Source organism: Streptomyces sp. P9-2 (assembly GCF_051903975.1).
GTDB classification, from domain to species: Bacteria; Actinomycetota; Actinomycetes; order Streptomycetales; family Streptomycetaceae; genus Streptomyces; species Streptomyces cellulosae.
Genome location: NZ_CP192633.1, coordinates 753227 through 774096 on the forward strand (window position 1 = coordinate 753227; position 20870 = coordinate 774096).

Here is a 20870-nt window from a genome sequence, read left to right on the forward strand (position 1 = left end):
AATGGCCTCGCCCGGGCTGGGAGTGGCCACGCCCGAGCTGGGAGTGGCCGCGGCCGGGCTGGGAGTGGCCGGGAACGGGCTGGGAGTGGCCGCGGCCGGGCTGGGAGTGGCCGGGAACGGGCTGGGAGTGGCCACGGCCGGGCGTGTACGGCCAGGGAGGTACTCCTCCAGCCTGCCCACCCTCAAGTCCCGCTCCTCCAGTTCCGCGAGGAGCCTGGACGTCCGTTCCGCCAGGGACAAAGGCGGGGCCTCGCCCGACGGCACGGAGATGATGTCGCCGGGGCGCAGGTGGTGGGGGCCGTGGGCGTACGTGAGGTGGCCGTCGGGCTCCAGGGTGACGCGCCAGAGGACCACCGCGGCGATGCCGCACTCGGCGGCGGCGCGGAGGGTCGCGGTGTCGTGGCGGCCGTAGGGCGGGCGGAAGAGGCGGGGGCGGACGCCGAAGCGGGCGGCGAGTTTGCGTTGCTGGCCGCAGATCTGGGCGCGCTGGGCGGCGAGGGGCAGGCCGGGCAGGGCCGGGTGGTCGAGGGTGTGGTTCTGGAGGTTGGCGCCGACCGCGCGCAGGCGGGCGAAGTGGCCGTAGCCGGGGCCGACCACGCTGTCGGTGAGGAACATGCTGACCGGCAGCCTGCGCTCGCGCACCAGGTCGATGAAGCGGGGGTCGCGTTCGGCGCCGTCGTCGTAGGTGAGGAAGACGACCGGGTCGTCGGTGGTGACGTGGTCGACGACCGGCGGGAGCGGCGCCGGGGCGACGGCGGTGACCGGGCCGCCGGCGCGGGAGGAGAGGTGTCCCGCGCCGGACGGGGCCGCGCATCCGGCGGTCGCGGCGAGCAGCAGGGCGAGGGCCGCCGGAAGGGGCCCCGGGGTCCCGCGCCGGCGCCTCACAGGTAGTCCTCCAGCCTGGCCACGGCGTACCCCTCGGCCGTCACCTTGTCGAGGAAGCGGCGGATCATGTCCCGCATCGTGCCGTCCCAGTCCTCGCGGCCCCGGAAGTGGGACAGCACGATGTCGCCGGGGTGGATCTTCCGGTCCCACTCGCGGTACTCCCAGTGGTCGGCGAAGACCTCCTCGTTCCACAGCGGGACGTGGGTGATGCCGCAGCTCCTGGCGGCGCGCAGGGTCGACTTGTCGTAGTTTCCGTAGGGCGGCCGGAAGAGGACCGGGCGGGTGCCGTAGCGCTTCTGGATGACGTCCTGCATGCCGCAGATCTCGCGCTTCTGCTCGGCGCGCGAGAGGCCCGGCAGGTACGGGTGGTGGAGCGTGTGGTTGTGCAGGGCCACCCCGCGTTTCTGCATGTCCTTGAAGTAGCCGTAGTCCTCCTCGACGAGGTAGTCGCTGAGGAAGGCGCTGTACGGCACCTGCAGTTCGGTCATCATCCGCAGGAACTCGGGGTCCTTCTCGGCGCCGTCGTCGATGGTGAGGAAGACGACCTTCTCCTTCACCGGGACGGTGGTGAAGACGGGTGGCAGGTCGAGGCGTTCGTGACCGTCGACCTCGAAACCGTCGCGGGTGGTGATGTGCGGCTTCTTCTCCGGGGGCGGCGGGGCGGCCAGCGGGACCTTCTTCAGGCCCCAGCGTTCGGCCGCGGCGGCGCGTGCGGCCTGTGCGGCGCGCAGTTTGTCGGCGTAGGAGTCGAGGGCGCGCGCCGGGGGCGCCTGGAGGGGCTGGCCGCCGGCCGGTTCGACCGTGTCGCCGTCCGCGCCGCAGCCCGAGGCGAGGACGGCGAGCGCGAGGGCGGCGAGACCGGTCCGCACCCTCGGCCGCCGCATCCGCTTCTTATCGTTTTGTCCTACTACTCGCATGGAGCCGGATCCTCGCAGCCGCCCGGCCCGCGTCAGGGCCGACACCGCGGCCGGAGGCGCACGGTCCTCCGACTGGCCCACAATGACCCGGTGAACGACCTCGCCCCGCTCCTCACCCCCGAAGGCCGCGCCCTCCTCGACGAGGTGCGCGACACCGACCCCGCACAGGAACTCGCCGTCGCGACCCGGCTGCGCCGCGACCACCCCGCCGAACTGGTCTCGGCGGCGCTCGGCCAGGCGCGGCTGCGGCAGCGGGCGGTGGCGAAGTTCGGGGCGGAGGACGCGGCGCGGATGTTCTTCACGCCGAACGGTGTGGAGCAGTCGACCCGCCGCAGCGTCGCCGCGTACCGGGCGGAGCGGCTGCGGGAGGCGGGCGTACGGTCGGTCGCCGACCTGTGCTGCGGGATCGGCGGTGACGCGATCGCGCTGGCGCGGGCCGGAATCCGGGTCCTGGCCGTCGACCGGGACCCGCAGACGGCCGCGGCCGCCCGCGCCAACGCGGAGGCGCTGGGCCTCTCCGGCCTGATCGAGGTGCGGGAGGCGGACGTGACGGAGGTCGACACGTCCGGCTACGACGCGGTGTTCGTGGACCCGGCCCGGCGCTCGTCGAAGCGCGGCCGGATCTTCGACCCGGAGGCGTACTCGCCTCCCCTGTCGTGGGCGGTGGAGGCGGCGCTGAAGGCGCCCGTGGCCGCCGCGCTGAAGATCGCCCCCGGCGTCCCGCACGAGGCGATTCCGGCCGAGGCCGAGGCGGAGTGGATCTCCGACGGCGGGGACGTGAAGGAGGCGGTCCTGTGGTTCGGCACCGCGCCCGGCACGGTCCGCGCGACCCTGCTCCCGGGCCCGCGCACCCTGGTCTCCCGCGGCCTCCCCGACCCCGAGGTCCGCCCCGTCGGCCGCTACCTGTACGAGCCCGACGGCTCCGTCATCCGCTCCCACCTGGTGGCCGAGGCCGCCGAACCCTTCGCCGGCGGCCTGATCGACCCGACCATCGCCTACATCACCGCGGACACCCTGACCCCGACCCCGTACGCCACGGCCTACGAGATCACGGACCGGCTCCCCTTCAACGTCAAGAAGCTGAAGGCCCTCCTCCGGGAGCGCGAGGTGGGCGTCCTGACGGTCAAGAAGCGGGGTTCGGCGGTAGAACCGGAGGAACTCCGCCGCAAGGCCCTCCCGAAGCCGCACGGCACGGCATCGGTCACGGTCTTCCTGACCCGGGTGGCTGGTGCTCCGACGATGCTGCTGGGGCATCCGGTGCGCTGATCAGCCCCTCCCCCAAAAAGCCGGGCCGCGCCCCCTCACCCCCCCACCCCCTCCGCCCGCCCCCGCAACATCTCCCGCTCCCGTGCGTTCCCCGCCAGCTCCGCCGCCCTCAGGAACTCCTCCCGCGCCTCTTCCCGACGCCCCAGCCGGGCCAGCAGGTCGCCCCGGACACTCGGCAGCAAGTGGTACTCACGCAGCGCCGGTTCCGTCGACAACGCGTCCACCAGGGGCAGGGCCGCTTCCGGGCCCTCCGCCATGGAGACGGCGACCGCGCGGTTGAGTTCGATCACCGGGGACGGGGTGCGGGCGGCGAGCAGGGCGTAGAGGGCGGCGATGCGGTGCCAGTCCGTCTCCTCGTAGCGGTACGCGCGGGCGTGGCACGCGGCGATGGCCGCCTGGAGGACGTACGGGCCCGGGGGGCCGGAGGCGACCGCGTCGGCGCGGGCGAGGGCGGTGGCGCCGCGGGTGATGAGCAGGCGGTTCCAGCGGGCGCGGTTCTGGTCGGCGAGCAGCACCGGCTCGCCGTCGGGGCCGGTGCGGGCGGCGGTCCGGGACGCCTGGAACTCCAGCAGGGCCGTCAGCCCGTGCACCTCGGGCTCCTTCGGCATCAGCCCCGACAGCACACGGGCCAGCCGCAGCGCGTCCTCGCACAGCGCGGGCCGCAGCCAGTCGTCGCCGGCGGTGGCCGCGTAGCCCTCGTTGAAGATCAGGTAGATGACGTCGAGGACCGAGCCGAGGCGGGCCTCGCGGTCGGGCCCGTACGGCACCTCGAAGGCGACGTTCCTCCTGGCCAGCGTGCGCTTGGCGCGGACGATCCGCTGCGCCACGGTCGCCTCGGGCACGAGGAAGGCGCGGGCGATCTCGGCCGTGGTCAGCCCGCCGAGCAGCCGCAGGGTGAGGGCGGTGCGCGCCTCGGCGGACAGGGCGGGATGGCAGGCGGTGAAGACGAGCCGCAGCAGGTCGTCGTCGATGTCGTCCGGGTCGGCGGGCGGCTCGGGCGGGGCCGTCACCAGGTCGGCGTCCCGGCCGATCTCGGCGAGCTTGCGGGCGTACGTCTCCCGGCGGCGCACCAGGTCGACGGCGCGGTGCCGGGCGGTGGCGGTGAGCCAGGCGCCCGGGTTGTCGGGCACCCCGTCCCGCGGCCACTGCTCCAGGGCCGCGACCAGGGCGTCCTGCGCGAGTTCCTCCGCGATGCCGACGTCCCGGACGACCCGGGCCACCGCGGCGACCACCCGCGGGAACTCCATACGGAAGACCGTCTCGACGGCCCCGTCAGGTCCGGCGGTGGGCTGTGGTGTCACAGCCCACCATCAGACACCCGTACGGCGGCCAGGCCAAGTGCGGCCCGCGGGGCCGGCCCGGTCAGCCCTCCTCGATCTCCCGGACCTCGCAGGTCACCGTCCAGTGCGGCTCGTGCACCTTCAGGAACCGCTTGGTCCACTCGATCGCCTCGGCCTTGTCCTTGGCCTGCAGGAGGGCGTACCCGCCGATGACCTCCTTGGTCTCGGTGAACGGCCCGTCCGTCACGGACAGCTGTCCGCCCTCGTAGTGGACCCTGGATCCCTGGGCGGTCGGGGTCAGTCCGGCCGTGTCCAGCAGGACGCCGTTCTTGGTCATCTCCTCGATCAGCTCGCCCATCCGCTGCATCAGCTCGGGGCTGGGTCCGCCCTCGGGGGCGTTGTTCTCGTCGATCCGGATGAGGGAGAGATAGCGCGGCATGTCGGCTCCTCGTGGTGTGCGGGCCGGGTCCTTCCCGGCCTCTCACCCCTGCGTCGAACGGCGCGGACGGAAATCGACACCCGGAAGAAAAAATTCTCGCCTCACTTCAGCGAGGCCCACAGCTTCCCCGCCTCCGGCTCGTCCGGCACCACCCGGTTGGGGTCGGAGGGGGCCGGCAGCACCGGCATGGTCACGGTGGTGATCCGGTCGGCGGTCAATCCGTCCAGGCTGCCCGCGAAGGACGCCAGTTCGCCGAGGGAGTCCAGACCGGTGTCGGTGGTGAGGCTTTCGGTGACGGCGTCGGCGACCCCGAACAGCGCGGCCGGGTTCGTCAGCAGGTCCCGCTCGCCGATCTGCCGGACCAGCGCCTTCACCAGGTCCTGCTGGAGCGTGATCCGGTTCAGGTCGCTGCCGTCGCCGACGTCGTACCGGGTGCGGGCGAGCGCGAGCGCCTGTTCGCCGTCCAGGTGGTGGGTGCCGGCGTCGAGCGCGAGGTGGCTGCGGTCGTCGTCGATGTCCTCGCGGGTGGTGACAGTGACCCCGCCGAGCGCGTCGACCAGGCGGGCGAACCCGGCGAAGTCGATCTCGACGTAGTGGTCCATGCGCACACCGGTGAGGGCCTCGACGGTCTTCACCGCGCACACCGGACCGCCCACCTCGTACGCCGTGTTGAACATGACCCCGGACGCCGCCGAGGCCGCGTCCCCGTCCTCCAGGGGGCAGGACGGCCGGTCGACGAGGGTGTCGCGGGGGATGCTGACCACGGTCGCGGAGGTCCGCCCGGCGTCGAGGTGGACCACCATCGCGGTGTCGGACCGGGCACCGCCCTCCGGCCCGCCGCCCAGCTCCCGGTTCTCCGCGCCGGTGCGCGAGTCGGAGCCGAGCACCAGCACGTTCAGCGCCCCGGCCGGCAGCGGCGAGGCGTCCCCGTACGTCGACGGGGCCGGCGTGGCCGAGGCCCGTGCGGGGCGGTCGTCGCCCAGGGCCTGGTCGATGTCCACACCGCGGATGTTCCCGTCCAGCCGCAGATACGCCCAGGCCGCCGCGCCCGCGCCGAACACCAGCAGGCCGGCCAGCACACCCCCGACGGCCTTCAGCGTCCGTCTCCTTCGCCGGCCGGGCGGTATGTCCGCGCTCCCGGCGTCCCCCGTGCCGCTGTCCCCGCTTGTCCCCTGATGTCCCGTCACAGACGGGAACTTACGTCCGAATCATGACGGACGACGTCCCCCGGACGTCTTTCTCGCGAAATTCTCAGATGCGCGACCAGCCGGACTCCCGTCGCCGCGACCCACCGCGTCCCCGGGGTCGCGACCGACCGCCGCCGGACGGCTCACCGCCCCGCCGGCGCCGCCGTACTGCTCCGCACCACCAGGCTGGTCGCCAGCTCCACGCGTGTCGCCGCGGCCGAGTCCTCCCCCTTGCCCAGGTCGAGCACCAGCTTGGCCGCCGCCTCCGCCATCTCCGTCAGCGGCTGCCGTACGGTCGTCAGCGGCGGGCCGACCCAGCGGGCCACCGGCAGGTCGTCGAAGCCGACCACGCTCAGGTCCTCCGGGATCCGCAGCCCCAGCTCGCGCGCGGCCTCGTACAGCCCGAGCGCCTGGAGGTCGTTGCCGGCGAACACGGCGGTGGGCCGGTCCTCGCGGCGCAGCAGGGCGAGCCCCTGCCGGTAGCCGGCGTCGTGGTGGAAGTCGCCGGACACGATCAGGGACGGGTCCACCGGCAGCCCGGCGGTCTCCAGGGCGGCCCGGTAGCCGTCGACGCGGGCGCGGCTGCACATCATCCGTGAGGGTCCGCTGATCGCGCCGATCCGGGTGTGCCCCAGCTCGATCAGATGCCGGGTCGCGGCGAGCCCGCCCTGCCAGTTGGTCGCGCCGATGGAGGGCACGTCGGTGCCCGGGTCGCCGGCCGGGTCCATCACCACGAAGGGGATGGAACGGCTGGTCAGCAGCGCGCGCCCGGACTCGTCGAGGCCGGACAGCACGAGGATCACGCCGTGCGGGCGGCGGGCGGCGACCTGGTCGGCCCAGGTGCGGCCGGGCGTGAGCCGCCCCGCGCTCTCGGACAGCACGACGCTCAGTCCCGCGTCCCGGGCGACGTTCTCCACGCCCCGGATGACCTCCATCGCCCAGGCGCTCTCCAGTTCGTGGAAGACCAGGTCGATCAGGGGCGAGCGGCTGGCCTCGGCGCGGCGGCGCCGGTAGCCGTGGGTGCGCAGCAGCTCCTCGACCCGGGACCGGGTGCCGGGGGCGACGTCGGCGCGGCCGTTGAGCACCTTCGAAACAGTCGGCGCGGACACACCCGCCTCGCGGGCGATCTCGGCGAGCGTCGCGGTCTGCGTGCTGCGCCCGTGGGTCCGGGTGTCAGCGGGCTGCGGGGAAGTCATGGCGGCGATCGTATCTCCGTGAGCCGCGCGGGCGAAGACCTTCGACCGCCCGGAACATTCGAAACGTATGACGAAACATTCGTGTCACACGGGTGCCACGCGCCCGCGACACGACGCCCCCTCGCCCCCTCAGACACTCCCCAGCGACTCGAACCGCCACCGGTGCACCGCCCGCGTGACCAGCGTGCTCTCCGGCTCCGGGAGCTCGGGGAGGTCTGCGTCGAAGGGGGCGTTCCACCAGGTGATGACGAGGACGCGGTCCTGCGGCGCGCGGAAGACCTCCCGGCGGACCGGGCGGCGGGGCAGGACGCGGGCCCGCTCCTCGGCCCAGGCCAGCAGGTCGGGGCCGCGGCCCGGCACCGCGCGGGCCTCCCACATCAGCGCGACGGTCATGTGTAGAGGTTCTCCCGGGCGGTCTCGTGGACGTGGTCGTGCGTGTGGGCGGCGCCCGGCACGTGCGGGTCGGTGACCGGAAGCGACGAGTCCGCGGAGAGGTCCCAGTCGGAGGCCGCGCGGTTGCGGGCGACCATCTCCGCGCCGAGGGCGGCCACCATCGCGCCGTTGTCCGTGCACAGCTTGGGGCGCGGCACCCGCAGCCGGATGCCGGCGGCCTCGCAGCGCTCCTGGGCGAGGGCGCGCAGCCGGGAGTTGGCCGCCACGCCGCCGCCGATCATCAGATGGTCGACGCCCTCGTCCTTGCAGGCCCTCACTGCCTTGCGGGTGAGCACGTCCACGACGGCCTCCTGGAAGGACGCCGACACGTCCCGCACCGGCACCTCCTCGCCCGCCGCCCGCTTGGCCTCGATCCAGCGCGCGACGGCCGTCTTCAGCCCGGAGAAGGAGAAGTCGTACGCCGGGTCGCGGGGCCCGGTCAGGCCGCGCGGGAAGGCGATCGCGTCGGGGTCGCCCTCGCGGGCGTACCGGTCGATGACGGGGCCGCCGGGGAAGCCGAGGTTCAGCACCCGGGCGATCTTGTCGAAGGCCTCGCCCGCCGCGTCGTCGATGGTCGCGCCGAGCGGGCGCACGTCGGAGGTGATGTCGGCGGACAGCAGCAGCGAGGAGTGGCCGCCGGAGACCAGCAGCGCCATCGTCGGCTCGGGCAGCGGCCCGTGCTCCAGCTGGTCGACGCAGATGTGCGACGCGAGGTGGTTGACGCCGTAGAGCGGCTTGCCGAGGGCGTAGGCGTACGCCTTCGCCGCCGAGACGCCGACCAGCAGAGCGCCCGCGAGGCCGGGCCCCGCGGTGACGGCGACGCCGTCGAGGTCGCGCGCGCTCACCCCCGCCTCCTTCAGCGCCCGTTCGATGGTGGGGACCATCGCCTCCAGGTGGGCGCGGCTCGCCACCTCGGGGACGACGCCGCCGAAGCGGGCGTGCTCGTCGACGCTGGAGGCGACGGCGTCCGCGAGCAGGGTGGTGCCGCGGACGATGCCGACGCCGGTCTCGTCGCAGGAGGTCTCGATCCCCAGTACCAGGGGTTCGTCAGCCATGGATCTCGGTTCCTTGTACGCCGTTCACGGGGTGGCCCGGGGTCACGGAGGAGGACGGGTCGGTCAAGCGCATGACCAGCGCGTCCACGTTGCCCGGCTGGTAGTAGCCGCGCCTGACTCCGATGACCTCGAAGCCGAAGCGCTCGTAGAGCTTCTGGGCGCGGACGTTGTCGACGCGGCACTCCAGCATGACCTCGGCGCACTCGAACGCCGTGGCCGCGCGCAGCAGCTCGGTCAGCAGCCGCGACCCGAGTCCGGTGCCCCAGTGGTCGCGGGAGACCGCGATGGTCTGGACGTCGGCCGCCGGGGCGGCGCCGTCGTCGCCCTCCGCGCCGGAGGTGGTGAGGCCGGCGTAGCCGACGATCTGGCCGTCTTCCTCGGCGACGACGTAGCGCCGGGTCGCCCCGGGCCCGCGGGAGTGGGCCAGCTCGGACCAGAACATGCCGCGCGACCACGCGTCCTCGGGGAAGAGGTCGCGCTCCAGCTCCAGCACGGGGTCGATGTCCCACCAGCGCATCTCACGCAGGACGACCGTCTCGGTTCCCGTCACTTGGGGGTGACCACCTTGTAGTTCTTGGGGACCTGGGCATCGGGCCGCCGCAGGTACAGCGGCCGGGGTGCGGGCAGTTCCTCGCCCGCCTTCAGCCTCTCCACGGCCAGCCGGGCGAGGGCGGCGGCGCTCACGTGCTCCGGCTCGCGCGCCTGCGGGAAGGTGTCCGGGTAGAGCAGCGCGCCCGCGCCGACGGCGGGCAGCCCCGCGACCTGGTCGGCGATGTCGGCGGGCCGGTCGACGGCCGGCTCGGTGAGGCGGGTGCGCGAGTCGGCGTACCGCGCCCAGTAGACCTCCTTGCGGCGGGCGTCGGTCGCCACGACGAAGGGGCCGTCCAGGTCGGCCGCGTAGGCCAGGCCGTCCAGCGTGCACACACCGTGGACGGGCACGCCGAGCGCGAGCCCGAAGGTGTCGGCGGTCATCAGGCCGACGCGCAGGCCGGTGTAGGGGCCGGGGCCGATGCCGGCCACGATCCCGGTGACGGCGTCGAGCCGCAGACCGGCCTCGGCGAGCACCCGGTCGACGGCCGGGAGCAGCAGTTCACCGTGGCGCCGGGCGTCCACCTGGCTCGACGAGGCGATGACGTCGTCGCCGTCGTGCAGCGCGACGGTGACGGCGGGGGTGGCGGTATCCAGAGCGAGCAAGAGCACGCAAACAGCCTACGGCTCCCGCGCCCCGGCCACGGCCGCACGGGCCGGACGGTCACGGACTGCTACGGTCGCGTCACATCCGTACACGGCGGGACAAAGCGGGACAGGGGTGACGGTGATGGCGGGGACCAGTGCGGCGATCGTGGCGGGACTGACCGCGGCGGCCCTCGCGACGGTCGGCTACCTCGGCCACCGCGCGGCGGAGACGGTCCCTCCGGACCTGCGCCGCCAGGCGTCCGGCTCCCCGGCCCCCGCGCCGAAGGCGCCCCGCAGCGACCACGCGGCAACCCTCCCGCCGCACACGGGCGTGGGACAGCGGGTCGTGTACTCGCTGGGCCGCGACCGGGTGTGGCTGGTGGACAAGGGCGACAAGGTGCGCCGCACCTTCGGCGTCAGCCCCAGCACGGTCGACCCGGCCCCGGGCACCTACCGGGTGACGTCCCGCTCGGGGAAGGTCACCGGCTCGGACGGCGTCCCGGTGGAACACGTGGTGCGCTTCGCCAGCGTGGACGGCACGGTGATCGGCTTCAGCGCGGCGGTCGACGGCTCGGCGCCCGTCCTCGACCCCACGGAACGCACGGGCGGCATCCGGGAGACACGGGCGGACGGCGCGGCGATGTGGAAGTTCGCAACGATCGGCCGCACGGTCGTCGTGGCCCCGTAGGGCTACGCGGCCTTCCGCCGCCCCTCCACCGCCTTCTCCTGCCGCGGCGGCTCGGGTGCGCGCGGCGGGGTGGAGACGGCGGCGGCCGCGGCGCACGCGGCGAGCAGGTCACTCATGGGCACCGGTCGCGGCGTGGACTCACGCCTGCTCGGGACGGCCGGCATGGCGCCTCCTGTACGTCGGGGGCGGGACGCGGTTAGGTTTACCTAACCGCGAGCTGGATACCATGTGACCACGCGGCACACCGCGTACGCAACACCTTGCCGACACCTTGTCGGAAACGTTCAGGCGGACAGCGACCCCAGTTCGGCCCCGGCCCAGCGCGCGCCCATTCCGCGCACGGTGACGTGCCGCACCTCGTCGGTGGTGTCACCGACGGCCCGGTGGATGTCGACGTGCATGCGGTCCTCGGCCAGCTCCTCGACCTTGCCCTCGCCCCACTCGACGACGACCACCGACTCGGGGAGCGAGACGTCGAGGTCCAGGTCCTCCATCTCGTCGAGGCCTCCCGCCAGCCGGTAGGCGTCGACGTGCACCAGCGGCGGACCGTCCCCCAGCGAGGGGTGCACGCGGGCGATGACGAACGTCGGCGAGGTCACCGCGCCCCGCACTGCGAGCCCTTCGCCGAGCCCGCGCGTCAGGGTCGTCTTGCCGGCTCCCAGCTCACCGGAGAGCAGTACGAGGTCGCCCGCGCGCAGCAGCTTGGCGAGACGCCGGCCGAGGTCGCGCATCTGCTCGGGGGAGGTGACGGTCAGTTCAGCGAGGCTGTGGGGTGCTGCTGCTTCCATAGCCACCCACGGTAGCCCCTGCGGGCACCGCGCCCGCGCGGACGAGCAGGTCGGCGAGGCGGTCGGTCACCTGCTCGGGGTGCTCCAGCATCACCAGGTGCCCGGCGTCGGGCACCAGCACCAGCTCGGCCCCGGGCAGCAGATCGGCGATGGCCTCACTGTGCTCACTGGGCGTGACGAGATCCCCCACGCCCGCCAGCACCAGCACAGGCAGCTCACCGAAGTGCGCCAGCGCCTCAGCCTTGTCATGCCCGTCAAAAGCCGGGTAGTACTCGGCAACGACATCGATCGGCGTCGACTCGATCATCCGCTCGGCGAACCGCGCGACGGCGGGATCGACGTCCCTCGAGGCGAACGAATACCGCTTGATGACCCCGGCGAACAGATCGGCGGTGGCCCGCCGCCCCTTCTCCACCAGCTCGGCCCGCTGCCCCAGCGCTTTCAGCACCCCGGGCAGCACGCGCCGCACGGCGTTGACGCCGGCGACCGGCAGCCCGAAGTTGACCTCCCCCAGCCGCCCCGAAGACGTCCCCACCAGGGCGACCCCGACACACCGCTCCCGAATGATCTCCGGGAACTGATCGGCGAGCGCCATGACCGTCATCCCACCCATGGAATGCCCGACAAGCACAAGCGGCCCTTCGGGAGCGGCGGCATCGATGACGGCCTTCAGATCCCTCCCGAGCTGCTCGATACTGACGGGCTCCCCACGCTCCACCTGGGCGGCCCCTCGGGCGGAACGCCCATGACTGCGCTGGTCCCAGTGCACGGTCCGCACGACCCCCCGCAGGGCGGCCCGCTGGAAATGCCAGGAGTCCTGGTTCAGGCAGTACCCGTGACTGAACACCACGGTCACGGGCGCGGGCGTCCGCCGCCCGAACAACCGCCGCCGCTTACCGTTCTCCGCCTGCGCCTCGACCTCGTCGACCTCGTAGTACAGCTCGGTCCCGTCGTCGGCGTACGCCTTGCCGGGCGTCCCCCGCAGGGAGCCGTACGGCCCCGCCGAGTCGAGCACCAGCCGGGCCTTGCGGCGCATGCCCCGGCCGACGGTCATCCGCTCCATGGCCACGCCGGCGGCGGCGCCGGTGGCCAGCACGCCTATCGCGAGGCCCGCGACACCGGTCGCCCGACGCCATCCAGGCGCACTGCTCTCGCTCACGTACCGCTCCTCTTCCCCGGACCCCACGCAGGGCGCTTACCCGCTCTGTTCCCCGTTCACATAAACACGCGGGACACGGCTGCCGATCCGGGTCACGATCTCGTACGCGATGGTCCCGGACGCCTGCGCCCAGTCCTCGGCGGTGGGCTCACCACGATCGCCGGGCCCGAACAGCACGGCCTCGGCACCGGGCCCGGGCTCGTCACCGCCCAGGTCCACCACGAACTGATCCATGGCAACCCTCCCGGCAACGGTCCGCCACTTCCCCTCCACCAGCACAGGCCCGCCACCGGAGGCATGGCGCGGAATCCCGTCGGCGTACCCAAGAGGCACGAGCCCCAAGGTCGTGGCCCCGGCGGTCACGTAATGGTGCCCATAGCTGACGCCGTGCCCGCCCGGGACGTTCTTCACCAGCGCCAGCGACGCCGTGAGGGTCATCGCGGGCCGCAGCCCCAGCTCCATCGGCGTGCCGATCTCGGGGCTGGGCGAGACGCCGTACATCGCGATACCGGGCCGCACCAGGTCGAAGTGGCTGTCGGGCAACGTCAGCGTCGCGGGCGAGTTGGCGATGTGCCGCACCTCGGGCTCGACGCCCTGCGACTCGGCGTACGCGACCATCTCGCGGAAGGTGAGGAGCTGGGCGGCGATGGACGGGTGGCCGGGCTCGTCGGCGCAGGCGAAGTGCGACCAGAGTCCGGTGACCTTCAGCAGCCCCTCGGCCTCCGCGCGCAGCGCGCCCGCGACCAGCTCGGGCCAGTCGCCGGGCTGGCACCCGCCGCGCCCGAGGCCGGTGTCCGCCTTGAGCTGCACGCGCGCGGGCTTGTCGGCCGCCCGTGCCGCCGCGACGACCTCGTCCAGCGCCCAGAAGCCGCTCACGGAGACCTCGATGTCCGCCTCGACGGCCTCCCGCCAGGGCCCTCCGGGGGTCCACAGCCAGCACATGACCCGGACGTCGTCCGGCACGCCCGACTCCGGCGCCCTCAGAGCGAGCGCCTCCTGCGGGGTGGCGGCGCCCAGCCAGGTCGCGCCGGCCTGCACGGCCGCGCGGGCGCATTCGGCTGCGCCGTGCCCGTATCCGTCGGCCTTGACCACGGCCATCAGGGCGGCGTGGGGGGCACGCTCGCGCAGGGTGCGCACGTTGGCCCGCACGGCGGCGAGGTCGATCACAGCGCGGGCGCGGAGCTGCGCGCCGTGCGGGTCAGCTGTCTCGTTCATCCCGGACAGTGTCTCAGAGGGGGCGCGCGGGGCCTTGGCACCGGGGGTGCGGACCCTTTGCACTCCGTGCGGGTTTCCGCAGGCACCCGACCTCACCCCCTCACCACACTCCGCCAAGCCTCCGGAATCCGCCCGGCCACATCCTCCGCACTCACCGGCGCCCCCTCCGCCGCGAACCGCCCCGCCAGCCCGTGCAGATACGCCCCCACACTCCCCGCATCCAGCGCCGACAACCCCGCCGCCAACAGCGACCCCCCGAGCCCCGACAGCACATCCCCGCTCCCCGCCGTCGCCAGCCACGGCGTCCCCGTCGGGTTCACCCGCACCGCACCCCCGCCCCCCGCCTCAGCCACCACCGTCGTCGACCCCTTCAGCAGCACAGCCGCCCCATACCGCGCCGCCAGCTCCCGCGCAGCCGCGAGCCGCCCCGACTCCACTTCCTCCCGCTCGACCCCCAGCAACGCCGCCGCCTCCCCCGCATGCGGAGTCATCAACGTAGGCACGCCCCTCGCACCCCGCCCCCGCACATCCCCGACCTCCGCCAACCGCAACCCGTCCGCGTCGATCAGCACAGGCACATCAGCGGCCAGCACCTCCCCCACCGTCGCCGCGTCGTCCCCGGCCCCCGGCCCGACGACCCACGCCTGCACCCGCCCCGCCCGCGAAGGCCCCCGCTCGGACACCAGCGTCTCGGGATACCGAGCCAGAACCGCCCCGCCCGCCGGCCCCACGTACCGCACGGCCCCGGCCCCGCCCCGCAAGGCACCCCCCACCGCCAGCACAGCGGCCCCCGGATACCGGGCGGACCCGGCCGCAACCCCGACCACCCCCCGCCGGTACTTGTCACTCTCCGCCCCCGGCACCGGCAGCAACCGCGCCACGTCCACGTGCTGCAACGCCTCCGCAGCCGCCTCCCCGGCCCCAGAACCCGAACCCCGCATCGACAACCCGATGTCGACGAACCGCACCACCCCCGCGTACTCACGCCCAGGATCGATCAGCAGCCCCGGCTTGTACGCCCCGAACGTCACCGTCACATCCGCCCGAACAGCGGCCCCCCGCACCTCCCCCGTATCCGCGTCGACCCCACTCGGCAGATCAACGGCGACAACGGCCCCCCGCCCCCGCCGAGCCGCCTCCGCCAACGGCACAGCCGCCTCCCGCAGCCCGCCCTTCCCCCCGATCCCCACGATCCCGTCCACCACGAGATCAGCGCGCTCGACAAGCGCGACCGCCCCCTCGTCCCCCGCCTCCACCACGGAACCCCCGGCCCGCCGCAACGCGGCCAGCCCACCCGCATGAGCCCGCCCCGGCGCCAGCAGAACGGCCCGCACCCCGGCCCCCCGCCGAGCCAGCCGCGCCCCGGCGTACAAGGCGTCGCCCCCGTTGTCCCCGCTCCCCACCAGCAGCACCACCCGGCTGCCGTACACCCGCTCCAGCACATCGGCGCACACCACAGCCAGCCCGGCGGCGGCACGCTGCATCAGCGCCCCCTCCGGCAACCGCGCCATCAGTTCCCGCTCCGCCGCCCTGACCGTCTCCACGCTGTAAGCAGTCCGCATACCTCCGAGTTTCCCGCAAGCCCCACCCCCTCGCCCCTCCCTCGCCCGTCCACCGGCCCCTCCCTCGCCCGTCCCCTCACCGCCCCCTTGACTCCACCCGCCACCGTTGCCACACTCCCGCCCCCCACCCGATGAATCGATTCACTCGAACCGGTTCGACAACCGACACCCCCAACCGACAACTCCAAGGACCCCCCATGCGACGCAGAGCCGCTTTACTCGCCTCAGCAGCAGCCACCGCCCTCCTCACGGCGCTGGCCACCGTCTCCACCCCCGCCACCCCCGCCCACGCCCGCGCAGCGGCCTGCGGCGACGGCACCTACCACGCCGAAGCCGTCCAGAGCGGCTCCACCTGGACCGCCCGCCGGGGCAGCGGCACGGTGTACACGGGCACGGACATGCGCGCCGCCGTCCAGGCGGCGATCGGCGCCCTCACGGCGAACCGCACCGGCAAGGAACGCGTCGTGGTCCGCGGCTCCGGCTCCATCTCGGCCGGCTCCCGCATCTCGCTGCCGAGCTACACGGTCCTGGACGTCTGCGGCACGATCGACGTCACCGGTTCCGGCTCGGGCGACCAGGCGCCGGTCTACTCACGCGGCACCCACGACATCGAGGTGCAGCACCTCAACGTCACCGGCGCCCCGCTCTACGGCATCTTCCTGCGCAACGTGCAGAACGTGGTCCTGGGCCAGATCGACATGCGCCTGACCCGCGGCCTCGGCGTCCGTATCGACAACCGCGGCGACACCAGCCAGTGGACGCGCAACGTCCGTATCGACGACGTGTACGTGTCCGGCGCGTCGAGCCACGCGGTGGAGACGTACGGCGTGGACGGCCTGACCGTCGGCACGGTCACCGCCCGGAACGTGGGTGAGTCCGGTCTCCTGCTCAACCAGACCGTCAACGCGACGGTGACGAAGGTGGACGCGGAGAACGCCGGCACGGGCACCGGCTACGCGGCGTTCCGCATGGCCAACCGCAACGGCCGGATCGGCAGCAGTTACGCGACGAACATCCGCGTCGGCGAGGTGATCGCGCGCGGCGGCGGACGGGGCGTGTTCTGCGTGTCGGAGAGCGGCGGGGCGACGATCGACAGGATCACGCTCTCGAACACCGGCAACAACGCGATCCTGATCGAGAACTGCTACAACGTGAACCTCGCGGCGCAGAGCGGCACGGTCACGGGCGGCGGCGAGATCCGCCTGGCGGCCCGCTCGGAGTTCCCGAACAACAGGGACATCACGGTCCAGAACCTGACGGTGGCGAACTCGTCGATCCGCGAGAGCCCGTGCGGCGAGAACATCACCTTCCGCAACAACCGCCTGGTGAACAGCTCGCAGTCGATCTGCTAGGCGACCCGCAAGAAAAAGCGGGGTGCGGCACCCGAAGGCACCGCACCCCGCTCAACGCGCTTGGCGCGCTGTCAGAGCACAACCGGCCCGCACCTCAGTTGGTGCAGAGCATCCCCGCCCGCAGCCGCTTGAGAGTCCGCGACAGCAGTCGCGACACGTGCATCTGCGAGCACCCCAGCCGCTCACCGATCTCAGCCTGGGTCAGCTCCTCCACGAACCGCCAGTGGACGATCTTCCGCTCACGCTCGTCGAGCTCGGCGATCATCGGCGCGAGGGCGTGGAAGTCCTCGACCAGGCCCAGCGCCGCGTCCTCGGTGCCGATGAAGTCGGCGAGGACGGACTCGCCGTCCGGCTCGCTGCCGATGGCGGCGTCGAGGGAGGCGGAGTTGTAGCCGTTGGCGGCGAGCCGGGCCTCGTTGACCTCGGCCTCGGTGAGGCTCATGAGCGTGGCCAGCTCGGCGGTCGTGGGCGTACGGCCGAGGCGGCTGCGCAGTTCCTCGGTGGCGCGGGCGAGCTGCACCCGGGCCTCCTGGAGCCGGCGCGGCACGTGCACGGACCACGAGGTGTCACGGAAGAAACGCTTGATCTCGCCGACGATGTAGGGGATCGCGAAGGAGGTGAACTCGACCTCGCGGGAGAGCTCGAACCGGTCGATGGCCTTGATCAGACCGATCATGCCGACCTGGACGATGTCCTCCATCTCCTCCGGGCCGCGGCTGCGGAACCGGCCGGCCGCGTAGCGGACCAGGGACATGTTCATCTCGATCAGCGTGTTGCGCGCGTACTGGTACTCGTGAGTACCTTCCTCCAGCTCCGTCAGCCGCCGGAAGAACTGCCGGGACAGTTCACGCGCGTCCTGCGGCGCGACCTGGCCGGGATTCGCGACCTCCGGCAGCTCGGTCTCGCTCTGCGCCTGGTCCGTCCGTGCCATTGTCGACGTCACAGTAAAGCCCTCCCTCATTGGTGCCCCCGCTCCGATACCGGCTCCCTGCCTGTACCCCCACTTCCGGGTTACACGCACTTGGCCTAAAGAATTTCGGCGGAGACGTGGGTCACCCCTCCGCGACCACGACCGCGGAGGCCACTCCGGCGTCGTGGCTGAGCGAGACGTGCCAGGAGCGGACGCCCAGCTCAGCGGCACGCGCGGCGACGGTTCCCTTGACCCGGAGCCGCGGCTGCCCGCTGTCCTCGCACCACACCTCGGCGTCGGTCCAGTACAGCCCGGCGGGCGCCCCGAGCGCCTTGGCGAGTGCTTCCTTGGCGGCGAACCGCGCCGCCAGGGAGGCGATGCCGCGCCGTTCCCCGCTGGGCAGCAGCAGCTCGCTCTCCACGAAGAGCCGCTGCGCCAGTCCGGGCGTCCGTTCCAGGGACGCGGCGAACCGCTCGATCTCGGCGACGTCGATGCCGACTCCGATGATGCTCATGCGGGCAGCCTAGATCGACGTGGCCTCACTCCACGGTCACGGACTTGGCGAGGTTGCGCGGCTGGTCCACCTCGTTGCCGCGGGCGGTGGCCAGCTCGCAGGCGAACACCTGCAGCGGCACGGTCGCGACCAGCGGCTGGAGCAGCGTCGGTGTGACCGGGACACGGATCAGATGGTCGGCGTACGGGACGACCGCGTCGTCCCCCTCCTCCGCGACCACGATGGTCCGGGCGCCGCGCGCGCGGATCTCCTGGATGTTGGACACGATCTTGTCGTGCAACACGGACCGCCCACGCGGCGAAGGCACGACGACCACAACGGGCAGGTCGTCCTCGATCAACGCGATGGGCCCGTGCTTCAGCTCCCCCGCCGCGAAGCCCTCCGCGTGCATGTAGGCGAGCTCCTTCAGCTTCAGCGCGCCCTCCAGCGCCACCGGATAACCGACGTGCCGCCCCAGGAAGAGAACCGTGTTCTTCTCCGCCAACGACCGGGCGAGCTCCCGCACAGGCTCCATGGTCTCCAGGACCCGTTCGACCGCCCCAGAAATGGAGCCGAGATCACGTACCACCGCCCGGATCTCGTCGGCGTACTTGGTCCCGCGCACCTGCCCCAGATACAGCGCAACGAGATAACACGCGACCAACTGCGTCAGGAACGCCTTCGTCGACGCGACCGCGACCTCCGGCCCCGCGTGCGTGTACAGCACGGCGTCCGACTCCCGCGGGATGGTCGACCCGTTGGTGTTGCAGATGGCGAGCACCTTGGCGCCCTGCTCCCGCGCGTGCCGCAGCGCCATCAGCGTGTCCATGGTCTCGCCGGACTGGGAGATGGCGACCACGAGCGTCTGCTGGTCCAGGATCGGGTCGCGGTAGCGGAACTCGCTGGCCAGCTCCACCTCGCACGGCACGCGCGTCCAGTGCTCGATGGCGTACTTGGCGATGAGCCCGGCGTGGAAGGCGGTGCCGCAGGCGACGATGACGACCTTGTCGACCTCGCGCAGCACGTTCGCCGGGATGCGCACCTCGTCCAGCGTCAGCGAACCCGACCCGTCGACACGGCCCAGGAGCGTGTCGGCGACGGCCTTCGGCTGCTCGGCGATCTCCTTGAGCATGAAGTAGTCGTAGCCGCCCTTCTCGGCGGCGGAGGCGTCCCAGTCGACGTGGTACTCGCGGACGTCGGCCGGAGCCCCGTCGAAGTCGGTCACCGTCACCGCGTCCCGGCGCAGCTCGACGACCTGGTCCTGCCCCAGTTCGATGGCCTCACGGGTGTGCGCGATGAACGCGGCGACATCCGAAGCGAGAAAGGACTCACCCGCACCGACACCCACCACCAGCGGCGAGTTACGGCGTGCGCCCACCACCACATCGGGCTCATCGGCGTGCACGGCCACCAGCGTGAACGCGCCCTCCAGCCGCCGGCACACCAGCCGCATCGCTTCCGCGAGGTCGGCGCAGGCGGAGTACTCCTCGGCGAGCAGATGGGCGACGACCTCGGTGTCGGTCTCGGAGGTCAGTGCGTGCCCGCGCTCGGTCAACTCCTCGCGCAGCGCGGCGAAGTTCTCGATGATGCCGTTGTGGACGACGGCGACCCGGCCCGCGTTGTCCAGGTGCGGGTGGGCGTTGGCGTCGGTGGGCGCGCCGTGGGTGGCCCACCGGGTGTGCCCGATCGCGGTCGTCCCGGCCGGCAGGGGCCGTTCGCCCAGCTCCTTCTCCAGGTTGACCAGCTTTCCGGCCCTCTTCGCCGTGGCCAGTCCGCCGTCGGCCTGCACGGCGACGCCCGCCGAGTCGTAGCCCCGGTACTCCAGTCGCTTCAGTCCGGCCGTCACGACGTCAAGCGCCGACTGCGGCCCCACGTAACCCACGATTCCGCACATGCCCGGCAGCCTACGGTCCGTCAGCCGTCGAAAACGGCCTCCGCGTGCCCGAATTCGGAAATTCCCACCGGTGCACGAGGCGTCGGTGGGTGAGATTCCGGGTCAGCCGAGCTTGGCGATCTGGGCGGCGACGACGTCGGCCGGGACCTCGAAGTCCTTGCCGGTGGCCATGGACGCCAGGTTCACGGCGCTGAAGGTGACCACGGTCGAGCCCTTGCGCACCAGGACGATCTTGGCGGGCGCCTTGACGCCCTCCTCCGCGGCGACGGTCAGCGTGACGGCGGCGCCCTCGTCGCCGCCCTCGGGCGCGTCTCCGGTGGCGACCTTCTCCACGTCCAACGGCTCACCGACGAGGGTGGCCTTGAACCCGCCCGCGCACTTCTCGGCGGCCGCGACGACACCCTTCACGGCCTGCGCGGCGCCGTCACCCTCGTACGAGGCGAGGTTGATCAGCACCTTCTCCGTGTCCAGCGCGGCCAGGAGGGCGTCCTCGGGCTTGGTGTCCGCGCCCGGCTTCACCGGGTCACCCGTGAAGGACCGCTTCACGGTCGCGGCAGGCTCCCCCTGCGCCACACCGGCCTGGGCGTGCGCGAGCGGCAGGCAGGCGGCGTCCTCCGTCGTCACCTGATCCGCGGCGATGTCGTCGGTCGCGGGAAGCTTGGTGGCGACCTTGCCGCCCTTGACGTCCGACTGCGCGAGGGCGGCCTTCTCCAGCTCGGCGGCGGTGAGCGTCTTCGCCGGCGCGGCGGCGGAGGTGCTGGGCGCGGCCTTGCCCTTGCCTTCGTCGGCCTTGTCCTGGTCGTCGCCGGAGCCGCCGCAGGCGCTGACGAGCAGGGCCAGCGCGGCGGCGGAGGCGGCGAGCGCGGTACGACGGACGGAACTGGTTCTCACGCGGAAACTCTTTCTCGAAGGTGCGGAGGGATGATCCGCATCACGTGCGCGCACTGTAGACACAGGCGCTTCACAGTTGATCATC

The 20870-nt window shown here is 72.8% G+C and carries 20 protein-coding genes and 1 pseudogene; 3 read left to right on the forward strand and 18 right to left on the reverse strand.

Annotated features, from left to right (window positions below):
* Window positions 1-156: 156 nt before the first annotated feature.
* Both ACQY0Z_RS03410 and ACQY0Z_RS03415 read right to left on the reverse strand, forming a co-directional pair.
* Window positions 157-885: pseudogene (locus ACQY0Z_RS03410) on the reverse strand (polysaccharide deacetylase family protein); the annotation flags it as partial.
* Window positions 882-1769 (reverse strand): polysaccharide deacetylase family protein, encoded by an 888-nt coding sequence (locus tag ACQY0Z_RS03415; RefSeq protein WP_381724656.1) that lies wholly within the window; start codon window positions 1767-1769, stop codon window positions 882-884. The pseudogene ACQY0Z_RS03410 and the gene ACQY0Z_RS03415, both read right to left, overlap by 4 nt.
* Window positions 1770-1892: 123 nt before the next feature.
* On the opposite strand from ACQY0Z_RS03415, the gene ACQY0Z_RS03420 reads away from it, so the two are divergent.
* On the forward strand, window positions 1893-3068 hold the full coding sequence (locus tag ACQY0Z_RS03420) for a THUMP-like domain-containing protein (RefSeq protein WP_439811821.1): 1176 nt from the start codon (window positions 1893-1895) through the stop codon (window positions 3066-3068).
* Window positions 3069-3103: 35 nt separating this feature from the next.
* On the opposite strand, the gene ACQY0Z_RS03425 is transcribed toward ACQY0Z_RS03420, so the two are convergent.
* The 8 genes from ACQY0Z_RS03425 to tsaB form a co-directional block, all read right to left on the reverse strand.
* Window positions 3104-4315, reverse strand: coding sequence for an RNA polymerase sigma factor (locus ACQY0Z_RS03425; RefSeq protein ID WP_439811822.1), 1212 nt, complete (start codon window positions 4313-4315; stop codon window positions 3104-3106).
* Window positions 4316-4430: 115 nt separating this feature from the next.
* Window positions 4431-4787 (reverse strand): YciI family protein, encoded by a 357-nt coding sequence (locus ACQY0Z_RS03430; protein WP_019527939.1) that lies wholly within the window; start codon window positions 4785-4787, stop codon window positions 4431-4433.
* A gap of 101 nt (window positions 4788-4888) precedes the next feature.
* Entirely contained in the window at window positions 4889-5914 is a 1026-nt protein-coding gene (locus ACQY0Z_RS03435; protein WP_254587802.1) for an LCP family protein, read from the reverse strand.
* Between the two features lie 203 nt (window positions 5915-6117).
* Complete coding sequence (locus ACQY0Z_RS03440) at window positions 6118-7170, reverse strand: LacI family DNA-binding transcriptional regulator (RefSeq protein ID WP_189898829.1); 1053 nt, start codon at window positions 7168-7170, stop codon at window positions 6118-6120.
* 129 nt (window positions 7171-7299) lie between these two features.
* Window positions 7300-7563, reverse strand: a complete 264-nt coding sequence (locus tag ACQY0Z_RS03445; RefSeq protein ID WP_439811823.1) for a hypothetical protein — start codon at window positions 7561-7563, stop codon at window positions 7300-7302.
* Complete coding sequence (tsaD, locus tag ACQY0Z_RS03450; protein WP_254587795.1) at window positions 7560-8657, reverse strand: tRNA (adenosine(37)-N6)-threonylcarbamoyltransferase complex transferase subunit TsaD; 1098 nt, start codon at window positions 8655-8657, stop codon at window positions 7560-7562. The genes ACQY0Z_RS03445 and tsaD overlap by 4 nt, the downstream gene beginning before the upstream one ends.
* Entirely contained in the window at window positions 8650-9207 is a 558-nt protein-coding gene (gene rimI / locus ACQY0Z_RS03455) for a ribosomal protein S18-alanine N-acetyltransferase (protein ID WP_439811824.1), read from the reverse strand. The genes tsaD and rimI overlap by 8 nt, the downstream gene beginning before the upstream one ends.
* Window positions 9204-9857, reverse strand: a complete 654-nt coding sequence (tsaB, locus tag ACQY0Z_RS03460) for a tRNA (adenosine(37)-N6)-threonylcarbamoyltransferase complex dimerization subunit type 1 TsaB (protein WP_189898835.1) — start codon at window positions 9855-9857, stop codon at window positions 9204-9206. Before tsaB ends, rimI begins: the two co-directional genes overlap by 4 nt.
* A gap of 118 nt (window positions 9858-9975) precedes the next feature.
* On the opposite strand from tsaB, the gene ACQY0Z_RS03465 reads away from it, so the two are divergent.
* Window positions 9976-10521 (forward strand): hypothetical protein, encoded by a 546-nt coding sequence (locus tag ACQY0Z_RS03465; RefSeq protein WP_381724668.1) that lies wholly within the window; start codon window positions 9976-9978, stop codon window positions 10519-10521.
* Window positions 10522-10805: 284 nt separating this feature from the next.
* On the opposite strand, the gene tsaE is transcribed toward ACQY0Z_RS03465, so the two are convergent.
* From tsaE to ACQY0Z_RS03485, 4 genes are all read right to left on the reverse strand, one after another.
* Window positions 10806-11309, reverse strand: a complete 504-nt coding sequence (tsaE, locus tag ACQY0Z_RS03470; protein WP_254587793.1) for a tRNA (adenosine(37)-N6)-threonylcarbamoyltransferase complex ATPase subunit type 1 TsaE — start codon at window positions 11307-11309, stop codon at window positions 10806-10808.
* Window positions 11278-12468 carry an alpha/beta fold hydrolase gene (locus tag ACQY0Z_RS03475; protein WP_254587792.1) on the reverse strand — a complete coding sequence of 397 codons (1191 nt, stop codon included), beginning with the start codon at window positions 12466-12468 and terminating at the stop codon, window positions 11278-11280. The genes tsaE and ACQY0Z_RS03475 overlap by 32 nt, the downstream gene beginning before the upstream one ends.
* 36 nt (window positions 12469-12504) lie before the next feature.
* Complete coding sequence (gene alr, locus ACQY0Z_RS03480; protein WP_439811825.1) at window positions 12505-13683, reverse strand: alanine racemase; 1179 nt, start codon at window positions 13681-13683, stop codon at window positions 12505-12507.
* 92 nt (window positions 13684-13775) lie between these two features.
* Window positions 13776-15245, reverse strand: a complete 1470-nt coding sequence (locus ACQY0Z_RS03485) for an NAD(P)H-hydrate dehydratase (protein ID WP_347224797.1) — start codon at window positions 15243-15245, stop codon at window positions 13776-13778.
* 197 nt (window positions 15246-15442) lie between these two features.
* On the opposite strand from ACQY0Z_RS03485, the gene ACQY0Z_RS03490 reads away from it, so the two are divergent.
* Window positions 15443-16597, forward strand: coding sequence for a hypothetical protein (locus ACQY0Z_RS03490; protein ID WP_189898846.1), 1155 nt, complete (start codon window positions 15443-15445; stop codon window positions 16595-16597).
* Window positions 16598-16691: 94 nt separating this feature from the next.
* On the opposite strand, the gene ACQY0Z_RS03495 is transcribed toward ACQY0Z_RS03490, so the two are convergent.
* The 4 genes from ACQY0Z_RS03495 to ACQY0Z_RS03510 form a co-directional block, all read right to left on the reverse strand.
* Window positions 16692-17528, reverse strand: a complete 837-nt coding sequence (locus ACQY0Z_RS03495) for an RNA polymerase sigma factor SigF (protein WP_189898848.1) — start codon at window positions 17526-17528, stop codon at window positions 16692-16694.
* 121 nt (window positions 17529-17649) lie between these two features.
* On the reverse strand, window positions 17650-18021 hold the full coding sequence (locus ACQY0Z_RS03500) for a holo-ACP synthase (protein ID WP_019527765.1): 372 nt from the start codon (window positions 18019-18021) through the stop codon (window positions 17650-17652).
* 25 nt (window positions 18022-18046) lie between these two features.
* A complete protein-coding gene (gene glmS / locus ACQY0Z_RS03505) occupies window positions 18047-19894 on the reverse strand; it encodes a glutamine--fructose-6-phosphate transaminase (isomerizing) (RefSeq protein ID WP_189898850.1) in 1848 nt (615 codons plus the stop codon).
* A gap of 102 nt (window positions 19895-19996) precedes the next feature.
* Window positions 19997-20785: a hypothetical protein gene (locus tag ACQY0Z_RS03510; protein WP_347224799.1), complete on the reverse strand. Its 789-nt coding sequence runs from the start codon at window positions 20783-20785 to the stop codon at window positions 19997-19999.
* Window positions 20786-20870 lie beyond the last annotated feature (85 nt).

Coding starts and splice junctions, on each gene's coding strand:
- ACQY0Z_RS03415 (WP_381724656.1), bottom strand. CDS start 1,769: ATGCGGCGGCCGAGGGTGCGGACCGGTCTCGCCGCCCTCGCGCTCGCC.
- ACQY0Z_RS03425 (WP_439811822.1), bottom strand. CDS start 4,315: ATGGAGTTCCCGCGGGTGGTCGCCGCGGTGGCCCGGGTCGTCCGGGAC.
- ACQY0Z_RS03430 (WP_019527939.1), bottom strand. CDS start 4,787: ATGCCGCGCTATCTCTCCCTCATCCGGATCGACGAGAACAACGCCCCC.
- ACQY0Z_RS03440 (WP_189898829.1), bottom strand. CDS start 7,170: ATGACTTCCCCGCAGCCCGCTGACACCCGGACCCACGGGCGCAGCACG.
- ACQY0Z_RS03445 (WP_439811823.1), bottom strand. CDS start 7,563: ATGACCGTCGCGCTGATGTGGGAGGCCCGCGCGGTGCCGGGCCGCGGC.
- tsaD (WP_254587795.1), bottom strand. CDS start 8,657: ATGGCTGACGAACCCCTGGTACTGGGGATCGAGACCTCCTGCGACGAG.
- ACQY0Z_RS03465 (WP_381724668.1), top strand. CDS start 9,976: ATGGCGGGGACCAGTGCGGCGATCGTGGCGGGACTGACCGCGGCGGCC.
- tsaE (WP_254587793.1), bottom strand. CDS start 11,309: ATGGAAGCAGCAGCACCCCACAGCCTCGCTGAACTGACCGTCACCTCC.
- alr (WP_439811825.1), bottom strand. CDS start 13,683: ATGAACGAGACAGCTGACCCGCACGGCGCGCAGCTCCGCGCCCGCGCT.
- ACQY0Z_RS03485 (WP_347224797.1), bottom strand. CDS start 15,245: ATGCGGACTGCTTACAGCGTGGAGACGGTCAGGGCGGCGGAGCGGGAA.
- ACQY0Z_RS03490 (WP_189898846.1), top strand. CDS start 15,443: ATGCGACGCAGAGCCGCTTTACTCGCCTCAGCAGCAGCCACCGCCCTC.
- ACQY0Z_RS03495 (WP_189898848.1), bottom strand. CDS start 17,528: ATGGCACGGACGGACCAGGCGCAGAGCGAGACCGAGCTGCCGGAGGTC.
- ACQY0Z_RS03500 (WP_019527765.1), bottom strand. CDS start 18,021: ATGAGCATCATCGGAGTCGGCATCGACGTCGCCGAGATCGAGCGGTTC.
- glmS (WP_189898850.1), bottom strand. CDS start 19,894: ATGTGCGGAATCGTGGGTTACGTGGGGCCGCAGTCGGCGCTTGACGTC.